The 24,090-nt window shown below is 59.1% G+C and carries 27 protein-coding genes; 23 read left to right on the top strand and 4 right to left on the bottom strand.

The window, feature by feature from the left end; genetic code table 11:
• Positions 1 to 122 precede the first annotated feature (122 nt).
• From ACFO3S_RS11595 to ACFO3S_RS11610, 4 genes are read left to right on the top strand one after another with little or no spacing between them, the layout of a single operon-like run.
• The gene (locus tag ACFO3S_RS11595) at positions 123 to 1,193 is read left to right on the top strand and encodes an ABC transporter substrate-binding protein (RefSeq protein ID WP_378095617.1); all 1,071 of its coding nucleotides are present in this window, start codon (positions 123 to 125) and stop codon (positions 1,191 to 1,193) included.
• Entirely contained in the window at positions 1,193 to 2,242 is a 1,050-nt protein-coding gene (locus ACFO3S_RS11600) for a FecCD family ABC transporter permease (protein ID WP_378095619.1), read from the top strand. The genes ACFO3S_RS11595 and ACFO3S_RS11600 overlap by 1 nt, the downstream gene beginning before the upstream one ends.
• Positions 2,220 to 3,263, top strand: coding sequence for a FecCD family ABC transporter permease (locus ACFO3S_RS11605; RefSeq protein WP_378095621.1), 1,044 nt, complete (start codon positions 2,220 to 2,222; stop codon positions 3,261 to 3,263). The genes ACFO3S_RS11600 and ACFO3S_RS11605 overlap by 23 nt, the downstream gene beginning before the upstream one ends.
• A 23-nt stretch (positions 3,264 to 3,286) precedes the next feature.
• A complete protein-coding gene (locus ACFO3S_RS11610; protein WP_378095624.1) occupies positions 3,287 to 4,114 on the top strand; it encodes an ABC transporter ATP-binding protein in 828 nt (275 codons plus the stop codon).
• A 60-nt stretch (positions 4,115 to 4,174) separates the two neighbouring features.
• Here the strand turns inward: ACFO3S_RS11610 and ACFO3S_RS11615 are convergent, their stop codons facing one another.
• On the bottom strand, positions 4,175 to 4,411 hold the full coding sequence (locus ACFO3S_RS11615) for a hypothetical protein (RefSeq protein ID WP_378095627.1): 237 nt from the start codon (positions 4,409 to 4,411) through the stop codon (positions 4,175 to 4,177).
• Between the two features lie 373 nt (positions 4,412 to 4,784).
• On the opposite strand from ACFO3S_RS11615, the gene ylxM reads away from it, so the two are divergent.
• From ylxM to ylqF, 9 genes are all read left to right on the top strand, one after another.
• Entirely contained in the window at positions 4,785 to 5,135 is a 351-nt protein-coding gene (ylxM, locus tag ACFO3S_RS11620; RefSeq protein WP_378095630.1) for a YlxM family DNA-binding protein, read from the top strand.
• A 73-nt stretch (positions 5,136 to 5,208) separates the two neighbouring features.
• Positions 5,209 to 6,591 carry a signal recognition particle protein gene (gene ffh, locus ACFO3S_RS11625; protein WP_378095632.1) on the top strand — a complete coding sequence of 461 codons (1,383 nt, stop codon included), beginning with the start codon at positions 5,209 to 5,211 and terminating at the stop codon, positions 6,589 to 6,591.
• A gap of 49 nt (positions 6,592 to 6,640) precedes the next feature.
• A complete protein-coding gene (gene rpsP, locus ACFO3S_RS11630; RefSeq protein ID WP_094050759.1) occupies positions 6,641 to 6,913 on the top strand; it encodes a 30S ribosomal protein S16 in 273 nt (90 codons plus the stop codon).
• Positions 6,914 to 6,987: 74 nt separating this feature from the next.
• Complete coding sequence (locus tag ACFO3S_RS11635; protein WP_115990949.1) at positions 6,988 to 7,221, top strand: KH domain-containing protein; 234 nt, start codon at positions 6,988 to 6,990, stop codon at positions 7,219 to 7,221.
• Between the two features lie 234 nt (positions 7,222 to 7,455).
• Entirely contained in the window at positions 7,456 to 7,977 is a 522-nt protein-coding gene (rimM, locus tag ACFO3S_RS11640; protein WP_378095635.1) for a ribosome maturation factor RimM, read from the top strand.
• 1 nt (position 7,978) lies between these two features.
• Positions 7,979 to 8,764 carry a tRNA (guanosine(37)-N1)-methyltransferase TrmD gene (trmD, locus tag ACFO3S_RS11645; protein ID WP_378095637.1) on the top strand — a complete coding sequence of 262 codons (786 nt, stop codon included), beginning with the start codon at positions 7,979 to 7,981 and terminating at the stop codon, positions 8,762 to 8,764.
• Positions 8,765 to 8,932: 168 nt separating this feature from the next.
• On the top strand, positions 8,933 to 9,277 hold the full coding sequence (rplS, locus tag ACFO3S_RS11650) for a 50S ribosomal protein L19 (RefSeq protein WP_378095640.1): 345 nt from the start codon (positions 8,933 to 8,935) through the stop codon (positions 9,275 to 9,277).
• Between the two features lie 149 nt (positions 9,278 to 9,426).
• Positions 9,427 to 10,071, top strand: a complete 645-nt coding sequence (gene lepB / locus ACFO3S_RS11655) for a signal peptidase I (protein WP_378096076.1) — start codon at positions 9,427 to 9,429, stop codon at positions 10,069 to 10,071.
• Positions 10,072 to 10,161: 90 nt separating this feature from the next.
• Positions 10,162 to 11,037, top strand: coding sequence for a ribosome biogenesis GTPase YlqF (gene ylqF / locus ACFO3S_RS11660; RefSeq protein ID WP_378095643.1), 876 nt, complete (start codon positions 10,162 to 10,164; stop codon positions 11,035 to 11,037).
• A 168-nt stretch (positions 11,038 to 11,205) separates the two neighbouring features.
• On the opposite strand, the gene ACFO3S_RS11665 is transcribed toward ylqF, so the two are convergent.
• Both ACFO3S_RS11665 and ACFO3S_RS11670 read right to left on the bottom strand, forming a co-directional pair.
• Entirely contained in the window at positions 11,206 to 11,619 is a 414-nt protein-coding gene (locus ACFO3S_RS11665; protein ID WP_378095646.1) for a VOC family protein, read from the bottom strand.
• Between the two features lie 102 nt (positions 11,620 to 11,721).
• A complete protein-coding gene (locus tag ACFO3S_RS11670) occupies positions 11,722 to 12,879 on the bottom strand; it encodes an acyl-CoA dehydrogenase family protein (RefSeq protein WP_378095649.1) in 1,158 nt (385 codons plus the stop codon).
• A gap of 221 nt (positions 12,880 to 13,100) precedes the next feature.
• On the opposite strand from ACFO3S_RS11670, the gene ACFO3S_RS11675 reads away from it, so the two are divergent.
• From ACFO3S_RS11675 to ACFO3S_RS11700, 6 genes are all read left to right on the top strand, one after another.
• Positions 13,101 to 13,862 (top strand): YheC/YheD family protein, encoded by a 762-nt coding sequence (locus ACFO3S_RS11675; RefSeq protein ID WP_378095652.1) that lies wholly within the window; start codon positions 13,101 to 13,103, stop codon positions 13,860 to 13,862.
• Positions 13,863 to 13,939: 77 nt separating this feature from the next.
• A complete protein-coding gene (locus ACFO3S_RS11680) occupies positions 13,940 to 14,440 on the top strand; it encodes a thiol-disulfide oxidoreductase DCC family protein (RefSeq protein WP_378095655.1) in 501 nt (166 codons plus the stop codon).
• A 35-nt stretch (positions 14,441 to 14,475) separates the two neighbouring features.
• Positions 14,476 to 15,102, top strand: coding sequence for a ribonuclease HII (locus tag ACFO3S_RS11685; RefSeq protein ID WP_378095658.1), 627 nt, complete (start codon positions 14,476 to 14,478; stop codon positions 15,100 to 15,102).
• A gap of 77 nt (positions 15,103 to 15,179) precedes the next feature.
• Positions 15,180 to 17,036 carry a hypothetical protein gene (locus ACFO3S_RS11690; protein ID WP_378095661.1) on the top strand — a complete coding sequence of 619 codons (1,857 nt, stop codon included), beginning with the start codon at positions 15,180 to 15,182 and terminating at the stop codon, positions 17,034 to 17,036.
• Positions 17,033 to 17,356, top strand: a complete 324-nt coding sequence (locus tag ACFO3S_RS11695; RefSeq protein ID WP_378095664.1) for an EscU/YscU/HrcU family type III secretion system export apparatus switch protein — start codon at positions 17,033 to 17,035, stop codon at positions 17,354 to 17,356. Before ACFO3S_RS11690 ends, ACFO3S_RS11695 begins: the two co-directional genes overlap by 4 nt.
• 157 nt (positions 17,357 to 17,513) lie before the next feature.
• Positions 17,514 to 18,266: a GNAT family N-acetyltransferase gene (locus ACFO3S_RS11700; protein WP_378095667.1), complete on the top strand. Its 753-nt coding sequence runs from the start codon at positions 17,514 to 17,516 to the stop codon at positions 18,264 to 18,266.
• Positions 18,267 to 18,331: 65 nt separating this feature from the next.
• Here the strand turns inward: ACFO3S_RS11700 and ACFO3S_RS11705 are convergent, their stop codons facing one another.
• Positions 18,332 to 19,198 (bottom strand): helix-turn-helix domain-containing protein, encoded by an 867-nt coding sequence (locus tag ACFO3S_RS11705; protein ID WP_378095670.1) that lies wholly within the window; start codon positions 19,196 to 19,198, stop codon positions 18,332 to 18,334.
• A 153-nt stretch (positions 19,199 to 19,351) separates the two neighbouring features.
• Here ACFO3S_RS11705 and ACFO3S_RS11710 point away from each other — a divergent pair, with 153 nt between their 5' ends.
• From ACFO3S_RS11710 to ACFO3S_RS11725, 4 genes are all read left to right on the top strand, one after another.
• Complete coding sequence (locus ACFO3S_RS11710; RefSeq protein ID WP_378095673.1) at positions 19,352 to 19,744, top strand: VOC family protein; 393 nt, start codon at positions 19,352 to 19,354, stop codon at positions 19,742 to 19,744.
• A gap of 229 nt (positions 19,745 to 19,973) precedes the next feature.
• On the top strand, positions 19,974 to 21,323 hold the full coding sequence (locus tag ACFO3S_RS11715; protein ID WP_378095676.1) for an extracellular solute-binding protein: 1,350 nt from the start codon (positions 19,974 to 19,976) through the stop codon (positions 21,321 to 21,323).
• A 5-nt stretch (positions 21,324 to 21,328) separates the two neighbouring features.
• Positions 21,329 to 22,768, top strand: a complete 1,440-nt coding sequence (locus tag ACFO3S_RS11720) for an MBL fold metallo-hydrolase (RefSeq protein WP_378095678.1) — start codon at positions 21,329 to 21,331, stop codon at positions 22,766 to 22,768.
• 27 nt (positions 22,769 to 22,795) lie between these two features.
• The gene (locus ACFO3S_RS11725) at positions 22,796 to 24,088 is read left to right on the top strand and encodes an alkaline phosphatase family protein (RefSeq protein WP_378095681.1); all 1,293 of its coding nucleotides are present in this window, start codon (positions 22,796 to 22,798) and stop codon (positions 24,086 to 24,088) included.
• The last annotated feature ends 2 nt before the right edge of the window (positions 24,089 to 24,090 follow it).

The raw sequence follows: 24,090 nt of genomic DNA on the forward strand, positions 1-24,090 counted from the left end.
TCATGTCCATAGACATGCATGTTTTCTAAGTCGATTTAAATTTCGTAATAATTACACTTTACAAATAGTAATAATTACGAATAGAATAGATGGGAATCTGTAATTGAGTTGGAGGTAGCGTTATGATTGAAAGAAAAGCAGGCAATGGGGTAAAATGGATCATTTTTATTTTGGCTGCGCTAGTCTTGCTGGCGGGCTGCGGTTCTTCGAACGAGAAAGGGCAGGGCGCTTCATCCGCTGCTCCGTCCTCTTCGTCGGGCGAGGCGGACAATTCCGCCGGTCGGAGTCCGGAGGAAAATTCTGTACCCAGCCCGGAAAAGACAGGCATCACCGTAACGGACAGCACCGGAGCCGAATTGGAATTGCCCAATCCAGTCAAACGAATCGCTTGTTTGACCGAAATATGCGTGGACGGCTTGGCGGAGCTCGGACTGGAGCCGGTCGCCGTCGTGCCCGACAGCCTTGCTTTTCAGGCGGAGTTTTTCGGGGACCGCGCGTCTTCGTTCGTGCAGATCGGCGGCGGCTTTATGGAGCCCAGTCTGGAGGATATCGCCAAGTCTGAGCCCGATTTGGTTATCGGACTTAAAGGCACCCACGATATGCTGAGAGACGGCTTGCAAAGCATCGCTCCGTTATACATTGCCGAACTGAAGACGTACGAGGATTCCATCGCCTTTCTGGAGAGCATGGGAGAATGGACCGGCGAAGCGGATGCCGCCGCCGCTGCAAGGAAGAAATTTCTGGACAAGCTCGAAGAGTATAAGCAGCAATCGCCGAACGACCGAAGCGCCCTCATTCTCTACGGCGCAGACGTCAATTTCGGCATCGATACGGAAGGGTCCTTGGTAGGTTCAATGCTGGCGGAGCTCACTCCGTATCCGTGGCCGGCTCCGGCGGAAGACGGCGGTCATCAGGCAGGCGGAATGGCTTACTCGTTGGAGAAGGTGCTGGAAACGGACCCCGATCATATTTTCATTGAGACGTTCCGTTTTGGTCCGGACGCCAAGCCGCTATCCGAACAATTTGCCGCCAATCCGCTTTGGGGCAAGCTTAAGGCGGTAAAAGAAAATCAGATCACAGAGGTCAGAACGCCCATCTGGGCGAACGGGAGAGGCACGCGATCGCTCGGCATCGTAATGGACGAAGCGATGGCCGCGCTGTATCCCGACGTTTTCAAGGGGTCTGATCAGTAGTGGGAGAGGCAACTCGAACCTATGCGGGAGCAACCAGGACGGGCCGGGCGCTCGTCCTGGCGCTGCTTCTCGCTGCAACCGGAGCTGCCGCCGCCTTGACGGCCTTGAAGCTGGGCTACCCGGCCGTAAGCTGGAGAGAGCTTTTCGGCGTTTTGGTCTACCGCAACGGTTCCGAGCTTGCCGTGGCTTCCGTTCTCGAACTTCGGATGCCTCGCGTCGTGCTCGGGGCGTTATCCGGAGCCATGCTCGGCATTTCCGGCGTCCTGATGCAGACGGGCCTGCGCAACCCGCTGGCAAGTCCTGACCTGATCGGCGTATCCGCCGGAAGCTCGCTGGCCATCGCGGTGATCACCGTCTTTCACCTGCCTGTCGCCTTTAGCTTATATCCCTTGTTCGGGTTGCTTGGCGCTTTGATCGGCGGGGCTATCGTGCTTGCTTCCGTATACGGACGATCCGAAAGCGCCAGCATTATTTTGATGGGAACGGCTGTATCCGCCATGCTTAACGGAATGATTGTATGGCTTATTACGATGGGAACGCAAAACGATATCAATCTATTATACAGATATTTGATGGGAAGCTTGTCGGGGCGTCATTGGGATCACGTCGAATATACGCTTCCGTGGGCCGCCATTGGCATTCCTGCTGCGATGATGTTTGCCAAACCGCTGAATTTGCTCCGGCTCGGGGACGAACAGGCCGAGGCGTTGGGATTAAACGTCGCGCGGCTCCGGCTGCTCCTGCTGGCGACCAGCGGGGTGATGGTGTCGGCGGTCGTCGCGCAATGCGGGCCGATCGGATACATTGCCCTGCTTGGCCCCTATCTGGCCCGGGCGTTATTGAGGACAGAGGATGCCAGATGGGTTCTTCCAGGCTCGGCTGCGGTCGGAGCGGTATTGCTCGTGACGGCAGACTTGTTGGCCAAAACCGTATTCACTCCGCGGGAAGTGCCGGTCGGGCTATGGACGACGATGGTCGGCGTGCCGATTCTTATCCTGATGCTGGTGTGGAGGAGGCGAGCTCGCGATGATCGTTCACTTCAAAGCTGACGCGCCGTATGCCAAGCGGTTCCGGGTGTGGGGGCTGCTTTTTTTGTTGGGGCTTACTGTTTTCGTTATCATGCACATTGCATTCGGCCAGGTCGCTTTGTCTCCGCGTGAAGTGATCCTCGCCTTGCTGAACGAACAGGAGGAGCTGTTTCATCGGCAGATCGTGTGGGAGCTGAGGCTGCCGCGCACTTTGGTAGCGCTCGCTGCCGGGGCGATGCTCGGGCTTGCGGGGGCGATCCTTCAATCCGTTACCCGCAATCCATTGGCGGAACCGGGTCTGCTGGGCGTGTCCGCCGGCAGCGTATTAATGCTGGTCGCTTACATGACTTCCTTCGGCGGATCGGCGAACTTGTCTATCCAAACCCCGTTGTTCGGTCTGACAGGAGGCCTCCTGTCCGTATCGGTCATTTACCTGCTCGGCTGGCATCGCAGAGGAGATGCCTTACGGTTTGCCGTCATCGGTCTTCTGGTGTCCTCCTTTCTGTCCGCGTGCACCTCTTTGCTGCTGCTCCGCCATTCCGAGGCGATCGGCAGCATTCTGCTCTGGACGGTCGGATCGCTAAACGGACGGGTGTGGGTTCATTGGAATATCATCTGGCCTTGGTTTCTGGTCATGGTGCCCGTCGGATGGATGAGCGCGGGGCTGGCTAACGCTTTGCAGCTCGGCGACAGCGTCGCTCGGGGAGTCGGCCTGCCCGTTCGCCCGGCGAGGGCCGGATTGCTTCTCATCGCCGCTCTGTTAACGGCTGGCGCGGTGTCTATCGTCGGGGCCGTGGGTTTTATCGGATTAATGGGCCCTCACATTGCGAGACAGATCGTGGGGCAGGACGCCAGAAGACTGTTTCCTTTCAGCGCGCTTATCGCTTCCTGGCTTCTGGTCGGCTCGGATATTCTCTCCCAAGGGCTGTCCATTCCGCTGTTCGAAGGCGGACGTCCGGCCTCGCTGCCGGTCGGAGCCGTTACTGCTTTTATCGGCGCGCCGTTTTTTCTGTATTTGGCTCGCAAGCAGATCAAAAGATGAAACGAAACGGGGAGGAAGGTCGAATGGAAGCCAGTCCGCAATCAAAAGCAGTACTGGAAGCGAGAAATGTTCAATTGCGATACGACAGCTCGGTGATCCTGCCGGAGGTGGATCTTTCGATACGCCCCGGGCAAATTACGGCGCTTGTCGGAACGAACGGATCGGGGAAATCGACCTTATTAAAAGCGTTCGCCAGACTGTTAAAACCCGATCGCGGAGTCATTTATTTGGACGGCAGGGCGATTGCCGAGTTTTCTTCTGCAGAGGCAGCGCGCCGAATGGCGATCCTGCCGCAAGCTCCCGACGTACCGGCCAGCCTAACCGTTCGCGAGCTCGTCGAGCAAGGCCGCTATCCTCATGCCGGGCCGTTGAGAATGCTCAAGAAGCAGGATCATTCCGCCATCGATCGCGCTCTGGCGCTTACGGGAATGGTCGACTATCGGCATCGGCTGTTGGATTCGCTGTCCGGCGGGGAGAGGCAGCGCGCCTGGATCGCGCTTGCCCTCGCCCAGTCCACTTCGATCCTGCTGCTCGACGAGCCGACGACGTATCTGGATATCCGTCACCAACTGGAAGTGCTGGAGCTGGTCAAACGCTTAAACCGGGAGGAGGGCATGACCGTCGTCATCGTCCTTCATGACCTCAATCAGGCAGCCCAGGTAGCCGACCGAATGGTCGTGCTGCAGCATGGCCGGATCGCGGGCGACGGTCGGCCTGAAACGGTGCTGACCGTCTCCATGCTTGAAAAGGTATTTGGAATACAGGCTTACGTTGTTGAGGGCCCCGAGGAAAGAAAGCCTTACTTCATCCCCCGCAGCGTAGCCAGAGAAACGAGTGCAACCAAGAGGTGAAAATGACGTACCGCTGGCCAAGCCTGTCGAAGGTTTCTCGACAGGCTGACGATGCTTCGGTTATCGAACGCCAAGAGCATACGGCTTCGCTTCCTTCTGCCGGTGCCGGAGATAAATCGCCTCCGTCAGCCAATAAGCGATCGTGGACTCCGCTCCCTGATTGCGGTTGACGCCCGCCTCTCCCAGTCCGTCGCAGCAGCCTCCGTCGGCTCCGATCATGGCGGCCATTCCGTCGTTGCGCTCGGTCAATGGTCTTAAACGCGTCCCCAACCCGCCTGCTAGCAATAGCGCATTCACGATAAACCGCCTCCTGAAATTAAATTGAACCTCTGCAGGGGTTTTCAATGTGTTGCCTATTGATCTGGAAGGTACCTGGTGAAAAATAGGCAAATCGACTTCAGAATCCGGGATTTGACCGGAAAACCTGGGCGATATCTTTTTCTAGCTCTCGTCTGCGCTCGTTTTTGACGCTCTTTTATGGGGAAACTCGCACTTCCTTCAGTTGTCGATTGCCGGATAGATGTTAAGGTATTTCCCTTGACATCCTGTTTTTTTTTCGGTAACATAGGCAATGAAATGAGATGTAAAGTGTTTTTCCTTGACAACTGCACGCGGAGAGGCCGAGCGACAATTCGCATCCCGCCGCGAGGGAATGAGGGGAGCAGCCATTGTGAACGGGGAGAACGCGCTGGAGAAGACGAACCGAATCAATGTGTTGTTTGATTTTTACGGACCGTTGTTAACCGACAAGCAACAGACGTTCCTGAAATGTTATTTTCACGATGACTATACACTGGGCGAGATTGCTGCGGATTTTCGGATTAGCCGTCAGGCGGTGTACGAGCATCTGAAGCGCGCCGAGCAGGTGCTGGAGGAATACGAGACGAAGCTCGGATTGGCCGAGCGGCACAGCCGCTTGAACGCGGGCATCGATCTGCTGGAAGAACAGATCGCCGGGCTGCCGGCGGAATGGCGCCAGCCGCTCGCCCGAACCGCGGCGCTGCTCAGAAGCGCCGAATAATCGCCGCAGGCCTGTCTGCGACGCTCGCGATCCATGAACGAAGATGAACCGTTCCGAAGGAGGGATGGGAAAGATGGCATTCGAAGGATTGACTACCCGGCTGCAGAACGTATTCGGGAAGCTGAAAACCCGCGGCAAAGTTTCGGAGGACGACGTCAACGAAGCGATGCGCGAAGTGCGTCTGGCTTTGCTGGAAGCGGACGTGAACTTTAAGGTCGTCAAAGACTTCATCGCCAAGGTGAAGGAGCGCGCGACCGGCCAGGAAGTCCAGAAGAGCTTCACGCCCGCGATGGTGATTATCGATATCGTCAACAAGGAATTGACGGAGCTGATGGGCGGCACGCAGCAGAAGCTGGCGAAGGCCGCCAAGCCGCCGACCGTCGTGCTGATGGCCGGCCTGCAGGGCGCCGGGAAGACGACGCTGACCGGCAAGCTGGCCAAGCTGCTGCAGTCCCAGAACCATAAGCCGCTGCTCGTCGCGGGAGATATTTACCGTCCGGCCGCGATCAAGCAGCTGGAAGTGCTAGGCGGCCAGATCGGCGCTCCGGTATTCACGCTCGGAGACCAGATCAGCCCCGTCGAGATCGCGAAGCAAGGCGTACAGCTGGCCAAGGAGCAGGGCAACGACTACGTCCTGATCGATACGGCGGGCCGCCTGCAGATCGACGAGGAGCTGATGCAGGAGATTAAGGACATTCACGCCGCGGTTCAGCCCGACGAAGTGTTGCTTGTCGTCGACGCGATGACCGGGCAGGAAGCGGTCAACGTGGCCAAGAGCTTCCACGAGCAGCTCGCGCTGACCGGCGTCGTGCTGACGAAGCTCGACGGCGACACGCGCGGCGGCGCCGCGCTGTCGGTCAAGGCGGTGACCGGCTGCCCGATCAAGTTCGCTTCCACCGGGGAGAAGATCGACCAGCTCGAAGCTTTCCATCCGGACCGGATGGCTTCCCGGATTCTCGGCATGGGCGACATGCTGTCGCTGATCGAGAAGGCGCAGGAGAACATGGACAAGGAGAAGGCGGCCGAGATGGAGCGCAAGATGCGCACCGCCGAGTTCACCTTCGACGATTTCCTCGAGCAGATGGAGCAGGTTCGCAAGCTGGGGCCGCTCGATCAGCTGCTTGACATGCTTCCGGGCATGAGCAAGGTCAAGAACAACCCGAACTTCAAGATCGACGAGAAGCAGATTGCGCGCACCGAAGCGATCGCCAAGTCGATGACGAAGGCGGAGAAGCAGAAGCCGGACATCATCAACTACAGCCGGCGCAAGCGGATCGCCGCAGGAAGCGGCACGACGCTGGCCGACGTCAATCGGCTGCTCAGGCAGTTCGAGGACATGAAGAAGATGATGAAGCAGTTTTCCGGCATGATGGGTCCGAAGGGGCCTAAGGGCGGCATGAAGGCGCTCAAGGGCATGTTCGGAGGGAAAGGCAAAAACATGAAGTTCCCGTTCTAAGCGAACAGGCTTCTCGAGTTCCTACTCTTGTCAAGGAGGTGAAAGTCACATGGCAGTTCGCATTCGTTTGAAACGGATCGGCGCTCACAAAGCTCCGTTCTATCGCGTCGTCGTATCGGATTCCCGTTCCCCGCGCGATGGCCGTTTTATTGAAGAAATCGGCGTGTACAATCCGGTCGCTCAACCGGCTCAAGTACAGATCGACGAGGAAAAAGCGTTGAAATGGCTGCAAAACGGCGCGCAAGCGTCCGATACCGTTCGCAACCTGCTCAGCAAAGCCGGCGTATTGAAGAAGTTCCACGAATCCAAGCTCCAGAAGTAATCCTGTCACTAAGGAGCTGCGGCGAAATGAGCGATACGCCATTTCAATGCAGTCTCTAACCGGAGGGCTGAGCCATGGAACAATTGATTCGGGTTATCGCCCGAGCGCTTGTGGATCACCCGGAAGACGTGCAGATTCAGGTCAAGGAAGACGCGAGAGGCCTGGTGTACGAGCTTTCCGTTCATCCCGACGATGTCGGCAAAGTTATCGGCAAGCAGGGACGTATCGCCAAGGCGCTGCGTACAGTCGTTTCTTCCGCTGCCGTGAAGGAGCGGAAGCGCGTCATCGTGGACATTGTCTCGGAATAATAGGCTGGGAGGCCGTATCGTGCGCGAGCATGGTGCGGCCTTTTGTTAGTGATTAAAAAAGTATAAAATGCGCTATCCTGACCGGAATCCCCTCCGACATAAACATAATCCCGCCGATCCTCAAGGCCGGCGTAAGCCGGTTAGGCTTCCGGAATGGCGTTTGCGAACAGTCCTGCGGATGCCTTATGATAAGGACAGAAAACGGGCGTCTTATTTTCGAAGGGAGCTAGCGGAATGTCGGAAGGCCGGTTGCTTAACGTAGGGAAAATCGTAAATACGCATGGGATCAAAGGCGAGCTGAAGGTGTGGCCGCAGACGGATTTTCCGGAAATCAGATTCAGGAAGGGCGGACATCTGCTGATGGTGCCTCCGGAGGCGGGAGAGCCGGTGAAGGTCGAGATCGTCTCGGCGCGCGAGCAGAAGAACCTGTACATTCTGAAGATCAAAGGCTTCGACAACATTAACGAGGTGGAAAAATACAAGGGCTGGGAGCTCAAGGTGACCGAGGACGAGCGCGTGGAACTGGACGAAGGGGAGTATTACGTTCGCGACATCGTCGGCTGCGAGGTCGTCACGGAAGAGGGCGAGACGCTCGGGCAAGTCACCGATATTTTGTCTCCGGGGGCGAACGACATCTGGGTCGTGAAGATGCCCAAGGGCAAGGAGCTGCTTCTTCCGGTCATCGACGACGTCGTGCTCGATGTCGACGTTTCCGCCCGCAAAATCAAAGTGCGTTTGATGGAAGGGCTGCTCTAGCATGCGAATAGACGTATTGACGCTGTTCCCGGAAATGTTCGCCGGCGTATTCGGCTCGAGCATTCTGGGGAAGGCGAAGGATAAAGGCATCGTATCGCTGAACACGCTTAATTTTCGCGACTTTGCCAACAATAAGCACCATACGGTCGACGATACCCCGTACGGCGGCGGCGGCGGCATGGTGCTGAAGGCCGAGCCGATCTTCGGCGCGGTCGAGCATTTGCTCGAGCGGCAGAAGGGAGACGGAGACGGGGAAAAAGAGCGCAAGCCGCGCATTATTTTGATGTGCCCCCAGGGCAGGCCGTTCACGCAAGAGGTTGCGCGGGAGCTGTCCGAGGAATCTCACCTGATCTTCATTTGCGGCCATTACGAAGGCTATGACGAGCGCATTCGCGAGCATCTCGTGACGGACGAGCTGTCGGTCGGCGATTACGTGCTGACCGGCGGGGAGCTGCCCGCGATGATCGTCACCGACGCCGTCGTCCGGCTGCTGCCCGGCGCGCTGGGCAACGAGCAGTCGGCCGTGACCGACTCGTTCAGCGACGGGCTGCTGGAATATCCGCACTATACGCGGCCTGCGGAGTTCAGAGGCTGGAAGGTGCCGGACGCCCTGCTGTCCGGCCATCATGCGGAGATCGAGAAGTGGCGCCGGCGGCAGTCGCTGGAGCGGACGCTCGTCCGCCGCCCCGATCTTCTGGAGCGGGCGGAGTTAAGCGAGGAGGAGCGGAGCTGGCTGAACGGCCTTCGTGCGGAACGGCAAAATTCGGCAAAAGAGCCGGCGGAGTAGTTGTATTTTGTGCGTGTATATGTTAAAATTTCAAATGTTGTTTTGTCTATGCCCGCGATGGGCGGATACAACGGAACGAGTAGGACGGTCCTCTGCACGCCAAGATCCGAATGCCGGGCATTCGGGGAGCGGGGTACGAACGTCTGTTAGGGAAGGAGTGAACACGCAATGAGCAATTTGATTCAAGCGATCACGCAAGAGCAGCTGCGCAAGGACGTACCAAGCTTCCGTCCCGGCGATACGCTGAAAGTGTACGTGAAAGTCGTCGAGGGTTCCCGCGAGCGCGTTCAGCTGTTCGAGGGCGTCGTCATTAAACGTCGCGGCGGCGGCATCAGCGAAACTTTCACCGTCCGTAAAATCTCGTACGGCGTAGGCGTAGAACGTGCCTTCCCGGTACATTCCCCGCGCCTCGAGAAAATCGAAGTGGCTCGCCGCGGTAAAGTTCGCCGCGCGAAACTGTACTACCTGCGCAATCTGCGCGGTAAGGCAGCACGTATTAAAGAAATTCGATAATGGACGACAGAGGAGGGCTTGGCGACGTTCAAGTCCTCCTTTTTGCATGTATACCAGAAAGCTAGAGGCGATTGCGAATGGATAACCACTACAATTCCAAACCAAACGAATCGGCCGGGCAGGAAGCGAACTCGGCCGGGGACGACCGCCTGGTTCGCGACAGCGGGGAGGGAGCGGCTTCCGGCGCGAGCGGCGGCAGTCAAGCGGCCAAGCCTCCGAAGCGTCCCGGGAACGAGCTGATGGAATGGATCAAGGCGCTTGCGATTGCCGGAGTTCTCGTGTTCGTGGTCCGCTGGTTTCTCATCAGTCCTTTTATCGTCGACGGACCGTCCATGGAGCCGAATTTCTGGAACCGGGAGCGGATTATCGTTAACAAAATCATTTACGACATTCGCGAGCCGAAGCGCGGGGAAGTGATCGTCTTCCACGTGCCGGAGGAAGGCCGCGACTTTATCAAGCGTATCATCGCGCTGCCGGGAGAAACCGTCAAGGTCGAAGGAGACCAGGTGTACATAAACGGGGAACCGCTAGCCGAAACTTATTTGCAAGAGGCTTACGATAAAGCCCACTCGCAGGGCGTGCTGTACAACCGTTACGACGGAGATCGCTCCAACTTTCCGAACAGCTCCTTCCCGGACGGCGTCGTGCCGGAGGGAACGGTGTTCGTCATGGGCGACAATCGGCCGAACAGCGAGGACAGCCGGATGATCGGCTATATCCCTGTGGACCGCATCGTCGGCCGCGCCGATCTGATCTTCTGGCCGATTCAGGATTTCAAATGGGTGAAGCATTAATGAGGCGGGGCTGTGTCATAAGTGCGTCGGGGGACGATCGAAGACGACTTGTGGGACAGTCCCGTTGTCTAGGCAAGGAGGGGAAGCGGCATGACGATTCAATGGTTCCCCGGGCATATGACCCGGGCGAGGCGGCAGATCGAAGAGAAGCTGAAGCTGATCGACGTCGTGTTCGAGCTGCTTGACGCCCGCATACCGAATTCGAGCCGAAATCCGATGATCGACGAAATTACGGTCGGGAAGCCTCGGCTCGTGCTGCTTAACAAGGCGGATTTGGCGGACCCGGAGCGGACGGCGGAGTGGGGGCGGCATTTTCGCGAGCTTGGGCATGCGGTGCATGCGATCGACGCTAACCAGGGCGACGGGGTCAAGGAAATCGCCGGCAAGGCGAGAGAGCTGCTGAAGGAGAAGATCGAGCGTCAGATCGCCAAAGGGATGAAGCCCCGTCCGATTCGCGCGCTGATCGTCGGCATCCCGAACGTCGGCAAATCGACGCTGATCAACCGGCTGGCCGGACGCAACGTCGCGGTGACCGGCGATCGGCCCGGCGTGACGAAAGGCCAGCAATGGATTCGGTTCGGGGGGGAACTGGAACTGCTCGATACGCCGGGCATTTTATGGCCGAAGTTCGAAGATCCGGTCGTCGGCTTTCGTCTCGCCGCCACGGGGGCGATCAAGGAAGACATTCTCCATCTCGACGAGGTGGCCTGCTTCGTGCTGAAGGTGCTGGTCGAGGAATACGGAGCGGTGCTCGGCGAGCGGTACGGCTTGAAGGATCTGCCTTCGGAGCTGCCGGACATGCAGGCGGCGGTCGAAGTGCTGGAGAGCATCGGCAGACGCAGAGGCTGCATCGTCAGCGGCGGCCACGTCGATTACGAGAAGGCGGCAACGGTGCTTCTGCGCGATCTGCGCTCCGGCAAGCTGGGGCGAATGACGCTGGAGACGCCGGACGAGGCCGCGCAGTAGAAGGCCTGTCGCCAAGGCGGCTGTTCAAAAATGCCTCGTCTATCCGGTCGGATCGACGAGGCATTTTTTTCGTGATTCAGCAAGCGCTATCCTTATCTGAATCACCTCCGACATAAACGTTATCTCGCCGGTCCCAAGGACGGCGTAAGCCGTTTATGCTTGGGAGAATTAGCTCGTCAGGCTGAATTGCCACGCAATGCCGTACTTGTCCGTCAAGCTGCCGTAGACTTTGCTCCAGGGCACTTCCTGAAGCTCCATCTTGACGGATCCGCCCTCTTTCAGCTTGTCGAAGGCGTCCCTGATCGCGCGCTCATCGTCAAGGACGAGGGCGAGCGAGAAGTTGTTGCCCTGCTGGTAAGGCATCCCCGGGAACGTGTCGGAGAACATCAGGGTGCCTCCCCCGATATTCAAGAACGCATGCATAATCCGGTTCTTCGCTTCCGGGGGAAGCGGGTAGTCCGGGTCGGCCGGCATCGAGTCGAACGTGTGCATTTCCGGTTCTTCGATTCCGAAAACCTGCGCATAAAACTGTACGACCTCTCGGGTATTTCCGTCGAAGTTCAAGTAGGCGTTAAGCGACAAGCGAATCACTCCTCTTATAGATTAAGGACAAGCTGGTTCTATTATAACCGCCGCTGCGCCGGTTGAGCCAGAACAACACGTCGCGCCGCTGCGAAAGCCGCTTCAGCTCCGCCGTTCCAGCGCGGCGTCGGCCAGCGTCTGGACGACGACGTTATCCATCGGCGGGTTATGCAGGCCGGCCCGGACGTCCCGGTAGTAACGCTCCAGAGGGGAGCGGCGGGAGAGGCTTGCGCCCCCGACGATGCGCATCGCCAGGTCGACGATCCGGATAGCGTTATTGACGGCGACGTATTTGGCCAATCCGAGCTCCGGCCTCAAGGAGGGGCGGCGCTCCGCCTCGCGGTCCCAACGCTCCGCAGCCTCGTACAGCACCGCCCGGGCGGTTCTCAGCTCGATCTCCATCTCGCCGATCGTCTGGCGCACGGAGGGAAGGGAGGAGATCGGCTCGCTTAACGTATTGGGGCGGTACGTCCGGGCGAAGTCGAGAGCGAAATCGCGCGCCGCTCGCGCAATTCCGATATAGCAGGCGGGAATGTGAAGCAGCCAGCCTCCCCCGTCGTCCTCTCCTTTGCCGGTCAACCTTCTGTCCGCGCCGGCGAACGCGCCGTCTAGCACGACGTCGTGGCTGCCGGTCGCCCTCATCCCCAGCGTATCCCACGTTTCGACGATTCTTACCCGATCCGACCGCTCCACAAGAAATTCGCTCACGGCGTCTTCCTCCGGCACGTAGGCCGTCACGACGAAGCGATCGAGAATCGGGGACAGCGTGCTGAACGTCTTGCGTCCGGTAATGCGCCAGCCTTCGCCCTCCCGCACGGCGGTCGTCTCGGGACGGCCGCCCCGGCTGGGGCTGCCGGAAGCCGCCTCGCTCGCGAACGTGTTGATCATCGTTCCGTCCCGAACGACGGACCGGCACAGCTCGGAGAAGAGGGGCTCGGGCCATTTGCCGCTGGCGCGAAAATGCAGCACCTGACCGACGTGCCAGCCTACGGCCAGCGCGGTGGAGCCGTCGCCGTAGGCCAGCCTTTCTTGCAGCTGGACCAGATCGTACAGCGATAGCCCGTCTCCCCCGTACAGCGTCGGAACCGTTATTTTCAGATATCCCGCCTCCCGAAGATCGGCAAAATTCTCGAAGGGAAAGGAGCCTTCCCGGTCGTGCCGTTCCGCCCGGGCCGCGAAGCGGGCAGCCAGCTCCTCGGCCATAGCCGCCCGCGCTTTCTCCTCGCGGCTGCGAATATAGGGGTCGTTCCATTGCGTCATGGGCTTTCGCTCCTTCATCGGCCCCTCTCTGCCGCTTGCGCGTCCGAAGAGGAGGGCCGTTTTTTCTTATTATACCTATACGGACGCTTCGCGTTAATCGACGGACGGCGGCAGCGGGGAAATTTCGTCCCTCTCCCCCGAGCCGCCATACGCTCCAGCGGTGACGGGCGGCGGCCAGGCTTACATAGTCTAATCTGACGGACAAGGGAGGAGGGAAGCCCATGAAATACGCCAGCAAATCGATTGCAAGCAAGTGGAGAAAAACCGGATGGATGCTGGGGGATTCGAAGCTTCGACCCTTCATTCCGGACACCCGGCTGTTCGACAGAAAGAACCTGGAGTCAATGCTGAGAAGGTATCCCGTCGTTTACTTCAAGCCGTCGAGAGGGACGGGGGGCAAGAGAATTACCCGTATCGAAAGGTCGCCGGGCGGCGGCTATCGAGCGAAGGGGAGCGGGGGCGGCCAGAGAAGCGGGCTCACGGGGGAAGAGCTTTACGGCTGGCTGAAGTCGCTGGCAAACGGCAAGCGGTACTTGCTGCAGAGAGGCGTCGACCTCGCGCTGACGGAGGGCAAGCCGTTCGATCTGCGCGTGATGGCCCAGAAGGACGGAGAGCGCTGGACGACGACGGCTCTGTTCGCCAAAGTCGGGAAAAAAGGAAAGGTCGTCACGAATTTCCATCGCGGGGGCAAGGTGGCCGGCTTCAGGGAAACGTTGAAGGGCGCCGGCTATTCCGACTCCGGGATTCGCGAAGCCTACGGCAGATTGAGCTTTCTCGGCGAAGCGGCGGGCGCTTGCTTCGACCGGCATCGGGACGGGTTTCGGGAAATCGGCCTCGACGTGGCGATCGACAGGAAAGGCCGCTGCTGGATCCTCGAAGCGAATACCCGGCCGCAGTATTATCCGTTAAGGAGCGTGGACAAGAGCGCTTACCGGAGAATCTCCGATTATGCCAGAAAATATGGAAGAACGGCCAAAAGGTAATCCGGAACGGACGTCTTGCAATGGCCGCGGCAGGAGTGTACTCTTTTAAAGATAAGCGAGAGAAAGGGAGTGGCCGGATGAAGCCGACAGCGAGCCCGAGCGAACTCGTCGTGCTCCTGATAGACGGCCATTGCAACCTGTGTCACGGTTTGGCCAAGTTCGTCGTTCGCCGGGACAAACGCGCGATTTTCCGCTTCGCTTCGCTGCAGTCGGAGCTGGGGAGGCGTTTGTTGAAGGACGGCGGCTTGCCGGAAAGCTTGCCGGATACGTTCGTGATGATCGAGAACGGAAAATATTATACGAAGTCGACGGCGGCGCTCCGAATCGGCAGGAAGCTCGGCTGGCCCTGGGCGGTCGCTTATCCGGCGATCGTTCTGCCGCGTTTCGCTCGCGATTCGGTCTACGGGTTCGTCGCCCGTCGGCGTTATCGCTGGTTCGGCCGCAGCGACAGCTGCCTTCTGCCGACCCCCGACATGCGTTCGCGATTTCTGGATTTCGCGGACGGGAACGGACGGAAGGAAGGAAGAGGCGACGGTCCGATAACTAGCCGAGGGCGGGGCCCCGAAGCTGACGTCTGAACTGGATCCGCAAGCCGACAGGAGGAACGTGCGCAATGGAAGAAATCAACCGATTGGCCTACGAGGGCGAGCTGTGGTCGCAAGGCTTGACGGCTGTGGCGGGCGTCGACGAGGTCGGACGAGGCTGTCTGTTCGGAGACGTCGTCGCTGCCGCGGTCGTGCTGCCGGTCGGCCTTGTGCTGGAAGAGGTCAACGATTCGAAGCAGATTAGCGAGAAAAAGAGGGACAGGCTGTACGAGCAAATCGTGCAGGAAGCGGTGGCGTGGTCGGTCGGAAGAGTCGAACCGGCCGTCATCGACACGATCAATATTCGCCAGGCTTCCAGACTGGCGATGAAGCAGGCGGTGCTGGGGCTCGGCGTCAGGCCGGAGCATCTGCTCGTCGACGCGGAGAGCGTCGAGCTGGACATCGGCCAGACGGCGATTATTAAAGGAGACGCGTTAAGCCAGTCGATCGCGGCGGCGTCGATCGTCGCCAAGGTGACCCGCGACCGGTTGTGCGCGGAGGTGTGGGATTCGCTGTATCCCGGCTACGGGATCGCGGTACATAAAGGCTATGCCACGAAAACGCATCGTCAGGCGCTGCTGGAGCTCGGGCCGACGCCGCTGCACCGGAGAAGCTTCCTGAAAGGGCTGTTCGTCGAGCAGCAGGTGCTGTTCTAGAGCGGTTAAGCCCATTCACGAATCGACGTCCGGGTGCCGATAAATAAAGGATAAGGCGTGAGCGGGGAGGAACAGGCATGAGCATGAATATCGGTCCGATGCTGCGGGCTTTAATGGGCGACGCGTCGCCGGGGGACAGCCGCTCGCTGGAGCTGAGAATCGGTCAAATCGTCAGAGGCGTGCTGATGGAAATGCTCGACAACCAGGAGGGGCTCGTCCAGATTAACGGCATGCAGGTGAGGGCGAAGCTGGACGCCGACATGCCGCTCGGCAGAGGCACTTTGCTGCAGGTGCAGCCGGGAGGCCCGGGCGGGCTGGTAACGCTGAAGCCGCTGGCCGACGCAACGGACGCGCTGCCGGAGGAAGGGCTGAAGGACGTGCTGAAGACGTTCGGCCTCTCGGATCAGAAATGGGCGATGGAGCTGGTGCGCGGGCTGAAGCGGGACGGGTACCCGATCGGGAAGGAGACGGCCGCGTTCTTCAATGCGGCGGCGGCTTTGAAGCCGGCCGGCGTCGACGCGGAGTCGTGGTCAAGCGCGGCGGACGTCGCTTTCCGGCGCGGGCTGAAGGCGACGGAGACGACGCTTGCCTCGCTCAGACAGGCGCTGCTCGGTCCGCCGGTCCACGAGGAGCTGGCGAACTTCCGGGCGGCGCTGGACGGCTGGCTCGCCGGCTCCGGGGCGAAGGGGGCTTCGCCGGAAACGGCCGCGCTCGGACAGCGGCTGGCCGCTCTGCTGACGCAAGGAGCCGCGATTCTGGAGGAGGGGGAGGCGCTGCTGGCGGGAGAGCCGCGCTCCGGCAACAAGGGCGAAGCGGCGGCGGCCTCGGCCAGGCCGGAGGCGGCCGCCGCGCAGCGCGAGGCGCCGGCCGCGTCGCGCGCAGGCTCGGCCGACGCGGCCGCGGTCCGCGGCGATGCCGGCGCCGCGGCCAGAGGCGCCGCCCCGACGCCGGCCGGGGCGGGCGCGCAAACGCCGCCGGCTCCGGGCGCGGCGGCGCAGCTGACGCAGCCGGAAGCTTCGCGTCCGGCTGCGGACACGGCCGCCCGGCTCCCGGCGGCCGAAGAGCGGGCAGCGGCGGCAGGAAGCCGCCCCGCTGCCCAGGAGGGCGCGGCCGCAGGCGGCAGCCGCGCCGACGGCCGTGCCGACGCCGCTGCTGCGGGGCAGCCGCAGGCGTCGGCGGCGAAGCCGGAAGCGGCATGGATCGGCCGCTTCCTGCAGTGGCTCGGCGTCGGGCATGAGCGCCAGCTCCTGCACGCCGCCGAAGCCAGATGGCCCGTCGGCGCGGACGCCGGGCCACCTGCCGCGGCTGCCGGGACTCCCGCGGGGGATGCCGCGGCGCCGGAGACCCGGCCCGCCGCGGAGACGCTCAAGGGCGCGCTGCTCGCCCTTGCGGCGCGCGACGACGTGCCTCCGGCGCTGCGCGAGGCGGCGCAGACGCTGGCGAGCCAGGTGACCGGCCAGCAGCTGCTGCTCTCCTCCGACCGGGGGCTGGCGGCCCCGCTCAGCCATATGACGCTGTTCATCCCGATGCGGGGGGCCGACGGCGAGACGACCGCGACCGTCCACGTGCAGACGAGACGCGGTCGGCGGGGAGAGTGGGACGCCGATAACTGCCACCTGCTGTTCGATTTGCGGATGCGCCATCTCGGCGACACCCTCGTCGACGTTCAGGTCGTCGACCGGATCGTATCCCTGAAGCTGCTGAGCGACTTCCCGGGCATGGCAGAGCTGGTCGAGAACGCTCGCGAGGAGCTGGCCGGGGGCATGGCGGAGGCGGGCTTCCAGCTGCTGTCGCTGGCCTCGTCCCCGCTGCCGCAATGGAAGCCCGGCTCGGCGGCTGCGGCTGAGGCTCAGCCGGCCGATCAGGCCCATAAAGCCGTCGCGGCCGGAGCCTATGCCGCCAAACCGTACAAGGGAGTCGACTACAGAGCATGAGCGGGGCGGATACGGACAACTCAAAGACGATTCGAAAAAAAGCGGTCGCGCTCAAGTACGAGCCCGAGAAAGGCTCGGCGCCGATCGTCGTCGCCAAAGGCCAGGGCACGATCGCGGAGGAAATCATGAAGCGGGCGCAGGAAAACGGGGTTCCGCTGCAGGAGGATTCCTCCCTGGTGGAGGTGCTTTCCAAGCTCGACCTGAATCAGGAAATTCCGCCCGAGCTGTACAAGCTGGTCGCGGAGGTGCTCAGCTTCGTCTACCGTTCGGACCGGCGTGCGGGACTGAACGCCAAGGGCCGCGGGACGAATCTTCCATAACTCATGCATAGCTGCTTCGGGTCGTCTCGATTGCGGCTTTTTTTCTGAAGCTGCATTTTTGACTCCAGGCGGCTCCAGTGACAAATCTCGTCGTCAACCGACGTTCTGTTAGGGTAGTATAGGGCTATTCATCATTCGGACAGGGGGGCACAATGCTATGGCGAACATCGTAGACGTTACGGCGGTCAACGTGGAAGAAAGCGGTTTTTTTTGCATGAGAAGCAAGCCTAAATCCGCCGGATACCAAAGAAAACGGAGCTGGCTTCAACAGCGTTTTGCGGAGGGCTTAAAGGTAAAAATGGTGGAAGAGGACGGTCAGCCCAAAGGATTCATCGAGTACATGCCCATCGAATATGCGTGGAGAGCCGTGCTTGGCGATCGCTATATGGTCATTCATTGTCTGTGGATCGTAGGTCGGGGCAAAGGAAAAGGGTACGGCTCGAAACTGCTGGAGGCGTGTATCGAGGACGCCAGGGAACAGGACAAGTCGGGAGTCGCGATGGTGTCGAGCAGAGGAACTTGGCTGGCGAACAAGGAGCTTTTCCTGAAGTACGGCTTTCAAGTCGTCGACGAAGCGCCGCCCGCCTTTGAGCTGCTCGTCAAGAAATTCCGTGAAGGCCCTTCTCCCCAATTCCCTGGAGATTGGGCGGAAAGAGCCGGCAAATATCCGAACGGCATTACGGTGCTGCGGTCCGACCAATGCCCGTACGTGGACCAGGCAGTACAGGTCATTGTCGAGACGGCTAGGGAATTAGACGTTCAAGTGAAGGTTATAGAGCTTCGCGATTGCCAGGATGCTCGGAATGCTCCTTCGGCCTTCGGAGTTTTTACTGTGATGTACAATGGTGAGCTGTTAACCTACCACCCCGTCACGAAGCGAGAGCTGCTGAAGCTTCTTCACAAGGAATAACGATGCATGGAATCAGATGATCGATGCGTTCGAAAACAATCGATCGGCCAAACGGATGAAAAATTTCAATCCGCTCTCTTATTGCCGGACGGCAGCTCCGTAAGGGGAAGGTGACTTTCAAACCTGTCCTGCCTGCGAAGCAGCTCCGTCGGGGTCCGATTGGCATACTTGCGGAATTCCCGATTCAAGTGAGATTGATCGTAATATCCGCAGGACAGCGCCAAGTCAATGCCGGGGGGGAGCCGCCCTTCCCGGATCATTCGAAGGGCCAGCCGGAACCGAACGATATTTCCGTAATTTTTAGGAGTCAGTCCGACCTCTCCCTTGAATACGCGTATGAAACGTTCCTTACTCAGATTCGCCATGTCCGCTATTTGGGCGACGGAAGGCGCGGCCGCGGGCGCTCGCTCGAACATTCGCAAAGCGTAGGCGACGGCCGGGTGTCCTGCCGGAGTCCTTATAGGCTTCTCCAAACGACGCTGCAAGTAACGCTCCACCAGCTGTAACCTTCGTTCCGCCGAGGAAGTTTCCAGCAGTCTTTCCCGCAAATCATCGACATGGGCATGCCGGCCCAGTCCATCCCGGAGAGCTATGTCGACATCCTTTAGTTCTCCGATCAGGTCGCCGAGAAAAGGCCGCGCTCCCCCCGGTTTGAATTGAATGCCCAGGCATGACTCTTGACTTTCTGTTTCAAGATAGAAATAAGTCGAGCGCGGACCGGCGATGATGCTGCCCGGAAGATGAATCGAGCGATCGAACCGATTTCCTTCGAACAGCCGGAAGCGATCCTCTTTGAGATTGATGATCCAAGCTAAAGCGGCGTCAGGGAGCTTTTGTTCCAGCCGATGGCTCGGGAGGTAGTCTTCGCAGATCCACAGCTTATCGATCCATCCGGCTAGAGCGGGTATGGGTTGGCGAGCATAGAAGTACAAGACCGTTCACCTCTTGTATAGAAATAAACCTGCTACAGAGAATTATACCATCGAAAAAAGCGGAAAGAAGATCAATATTGTACAATACGTGCCGGCGGATCGCTGCTAAACTGAGTGGGGAATCGGATTTGCCAAAATGAAGGAGGACAGGTCATGACCCAGGATTATAAGCCGAAAGGGCACTCCGCCGTTACGCCGTACGTAATTGTCGACGGAGCAGATCGTTTTATCGAATTTGTTAGGAACGCCTTTGAAGCCGAGGAGCTCGAGCGGCATAAGCGGCCGGACGGAAGCATTCAGCACGCCGCCTGTCGCATCGGGGACGCCATTATCGAGATCGGCGGAGGGACAAACCCGGACTTCCCCCCGACGAGAAGCGCGTTTCATCTATTTGTAAAGGATGCGGATGAAGTGTACAGCCGGGCGTTGAAGGCAGGAGCGCGTTCCTTGTACGAGCCGCAAAACCACGATTACGGGGAACGCTCGGGAGGGATCGAGGATCCGTTCGGGAACCATTGGTATATCGCTACGAATATCAGCAGGTAAAACCGCATAGAGGTGCGCAGCGTTGAAGGGTCAAGTCGTCCGGCTTGACCTTTTCTTTTTGCGTTATAGACGCATCATGACTGATGAATGAGCTGCGGCATATGAAGCGCCGCGCGAAACTTAACGTTCGGATAACAGCGCCGCGATGCTGCAGTAACATTCCGTCCGTACAATACTCATAATTGCGAAAAGTCGCAAAATTCGAGCAAAAGACGACGGAGGAATGAACGTGAAGGCATATCGCATCTTGTCGGTAATTCCGGCTCTCGCAATTCTGCTGGGAGGTTGCGGGTCGCAGATGACCGGATCCCATAACGAGACCGGCAGCACGACATCATTGCAGAACGCTGGCGGCAGCCATGCAGCGTCGGGGGACGTCCCCGCTACGCGTGAGATCGTCGAGGATGTCGAGCTGGTCATCTGGCATACGTTGACCGATCATCATCAAGCGACAATGGAGAAGATCATCGCGGATTTCAACGCCTCTCAAGACCGTATTACGGTCATCGCGCAAGCCCAGCCGTATCAGGATTTTGATTCGAAGCTGATGCAGGCGGTGCGCAACGGCGTCGGTCCCGATCTGGTGCGGACATTCCCTTCGAATGTCGTCAATTATGCAGCGGAGGATCTTATTGTCGATTTTGCCCCCTATATCAACGACCCGGGGATCGGAATGCCGGACTTCAAGGGAAACATTCCGGAAGGCATCTACGAGGAGATTACTCAATGGGGCGATGATCAGATCTACTTGCTCCCGACCCAGATTACCGGTGAAATTTTTTTCTATAATAAAACCCTCTATGACAAACTTGGCCTTAAGGCGCCGAAGACCTGGACGGAGCTGGAGGAGAACAGCCGCATCATCTTCGAAGCGACCGGCAAGCCGGCATTCGGCGCGGATTCGGCGGTCGATCATTACATCGATTTGATTATGCAGAGCGGCTCGCCGTTGATCGATGCGGGCGCCAAGAAGAGCGCGTTTAACCAGGAAATCGGAGTCGAGAAGCTCGCCTGGTTTGCCCGCAACGTACAGGACGGCATCTTCCGCCTGGTCGGGGAAGACCAGTATTTCTCGAATCCGTTCGGCTCCCAGGCCGTCGCAAGCTACATCGGCTCCAGCGCCGGCGTGCAGTACGTCGAAGGGGCCGTAGCCGGTCAATTTGAATTCGCCACCGCGCCCATTCCGCAGGAAGGACCGGTGAAATTCTTCCCGTCCTGGATGAATGGCTTTGTAGCGTTCAAGTCCGACCCGGCCAAGGAGCGGGCGGCTTACGAGTTTTATAAATTCCACGCCAAGCCGGAGGTAATGGCCGAATGGACGATCGCATTCGGGGCTGTGCCCGTTTTCTATGACGCGATCGAAACGGCGGAATATCAGGAGTACATGAATTCGAATATCGCTATTCAGGCGCTGGCGCCGCAGCTGGAGTATGTCGGCTTCATCCCGAGCATTCCGGGCGTCTCCTCGGTCCGCAACCATCTCCAAGCGGCGATCGAGGCGGCGGCGCTCGGAACGAAGACGCCGGCGCAAGCGCTGGACGAAGCGGAAGCGGCGAGCAATCGGGATTTGAAAGGTTGATGGTCATGACACCGGCTCAAACCGAATTCGTTCTGTATTCCGGACTCCGCACGATCGGCGGAGTTATCGCCTCCGTCACCTACGGCAAGGACCGAGTGTTTTTCGAGATGGGGTCGGCTTACGATCCGAAAACCGACGTATTCGACGGGAAAGTGATCGGTCGGCGGCGGAGCTGGCTGAAGGACAAGCTGCGGCTTGGGATCGTGCCGAAGCTCGACGGGATTTTCCGCCGGGAGGACCTGCTCGGCGCGGAAGGCGTCGTCAGCGCGGAAGACAGCCCGTATAATACCGCTGTATTGATCACCCACCTCCACCTGGATCATATGGCGTTCATGGGCATGGTCTCCCCTGACATCCCGGTTTATTTGCACGAAAACGCGCAGAAGATCGAACGGGCTTTGGAGAGGGTCGGCCTCGGCATAGAAACGGTAGAACGCACGTACACGCCGTTTCAGCCGAACGTGCCGATCCGAATCGGCGCCATCGAGGTGCTGCCCATCTTGACGAATCCGAAAAGCTATTGCGATTTCGCTTTTTTGATTACGACGCCGGACGGGACGATCCACTGGACCGGCGATCTGTCCCTGCACGGCAAGCATGCGGATCTGACGCTCAAACAGATGGAAATATTGAAGGAACGCGAGATCGACGTCCTCCTTTGCGATTGCACATCGTTCATGGACAGCGTCGTGGACATGATATACGGCTCGTACAGCCCGAATGCAATCGTCCCGGAGCCCGACGTCCCGCCCGGCATGCTGAGTGAGGAAGATGTGGAGAGCCGCCTGTTTGCCATGCTTGAAGCGCAAACCGGACTCTGCGTCATCAATTTTTACGAACGGGAGATGGCAGAGGCCTCGCGCTATATCGAGTGGGCGTCGCGAACGGGACGCTTGTGCGCCTTCGAGCCGGAGACGGCCTATTTGGTGTATGCCTTCTACGGCCAACCGGTGCACGTGTACATCCCCGATTCGCCGCGATATCCGATCGACCGTTCCCTGCAGCCGGGGTGGCTGCAGGAGGTTCTCGCGGCCTGCCCGGTCGTGACGTTGGAGGAAGTGCGGCGGCGTCCCGGCGGGTACCTGCTTCAGAACAGCTATCCGCACATTCTGGAGCTGCTCGATTTGCCGGGCGAGGGCGGGGCTTACTTGCACGCGGACGGCATGCCGATCGGCGACTTTGACCCCGCTTACGCGAACCTGAAGCGCGTCATCGAACGGACGGAATTCCGTTATGTCACGTTCTTCAGCCAGAACTATTTCGGCCACGGTTACCCGTCGCAAGTCAAATATTTCGTCGACCAAGTCAATCCCAAAGTATTAATTCCGTGTCATTCCTTTCAACCGGAACGCCTCCTTCCCAAGGACGGCAAGCAGCTGCTTCCCAAGCTTGGACAGACCTATGTGCTGCGGGACGGGGATCTGGTTGAAGCGGATGACAATTAGCGACAACAACATCGGGGAGTGTGCGGAATGAAACAGAAGCTGTTCGTATTTTGCATCGATGCGCTGTGCAGCAGCGATATCGAGTGGATGAGCCAGATGCCCCATTTCGGCAAAATCATCGAGAGCGGCTCTTATGTCAAGCATGTCGAGCCGGTCTATCCGTCCATTACTTACGTATGTCACACGTCGATCATGACCGGCAAATATCCGAAAGCGCATGGGATCAACCAAAACGAAATCGTCCAAAGGGGCAGGCTGAACTCGCCGTGGTTCAATATGAAGCAGGATGTGCGCGCCGAGACGCTGCTGGACGTGGCCAAGGCGAACGGGCGGACGACGTGTTCGATCAGCTGGCCGGTAACGGGCGGAGCCGATTACGACCTGAATCTGCCGATGATCGTCCCGTATAACTATCGGGGTTATCACCCCGAACAGTACTTGACCGGTACGGCTACCGAGCAGTTGCTGGAAACGTATTTTTGGAAATACGGCCGGTACTTGAAAGGGCAAGATCGCAGCATGGATCTGTTTACGATGGCGGTCGCTCCGGATCTGATTCGCGACTTCGGACAGCCGGACGTCATGCTCGTCAAAATGTGCGACCTGGATACGATTCGTCACACTCACGGCGTCTATCATGAAAAGGCCAAGGAGCAGCTGCGCAAGCATGACGAAGAATTCGGCGTGCTGCTGGAATCCGTTCGCCGATACGGAGATGCCGACAACACGAACTTCGTCATTCTCGGCGACCACGGGCAGACGGACGTCGAACTGGTGCTGAACTTTAACGTATTGCTGCAGCAAAACGGATTTTTGCGGCTGAACGAGGACGGCACGATTCGCGATTACGACGCGCTGTGCCACTCGACCGGACTGTCCGCCTGGATCGAATTGAAGGATCCGGACGATGAAGAGACGAAGCGTAACGTTTTCGACTTCTTGTGCAGCCTGCGGGACGATCCGGAAATCCGATTGAAGCATATTTTCACGAAGGAAGAAGCGGAAGCGCAGTATCATCTCACCGGACCGTTCGACTTCGTCATCGAGGGCGAGGGGGCGATCTCGTTTAACGAAGACTGGACCTCGGAGAGCGTCGTCGGCATGAAAAAACGCGGCGACAAAAAGATCGGCAACGGCTCGCATGGCGGACTGCCGCATAAAAAGGAGATGACGACGTTCATCGCCAGCGGCCCGGCCGTTCGTCAGGGAATCGTGATCGAGCGGGGGAAGATGGTCGACGAAGCCTCGACGATGGCCCGCATGCTCGGTCTGTCCATGGACAACACCGACGGCTCGCCCATTCTCGGGATGTTGAGGTAAGC

It is taken from the genome of Cohnella hongkongensis (genome assembly GCF_042654645.1).
Classification (GTDB): domain Bacteria; phylum Bacillota; class Bacilli; order Paenibacillales; family Paenibacillaceae; genus Cohnella; species Cohnella hongkongensis.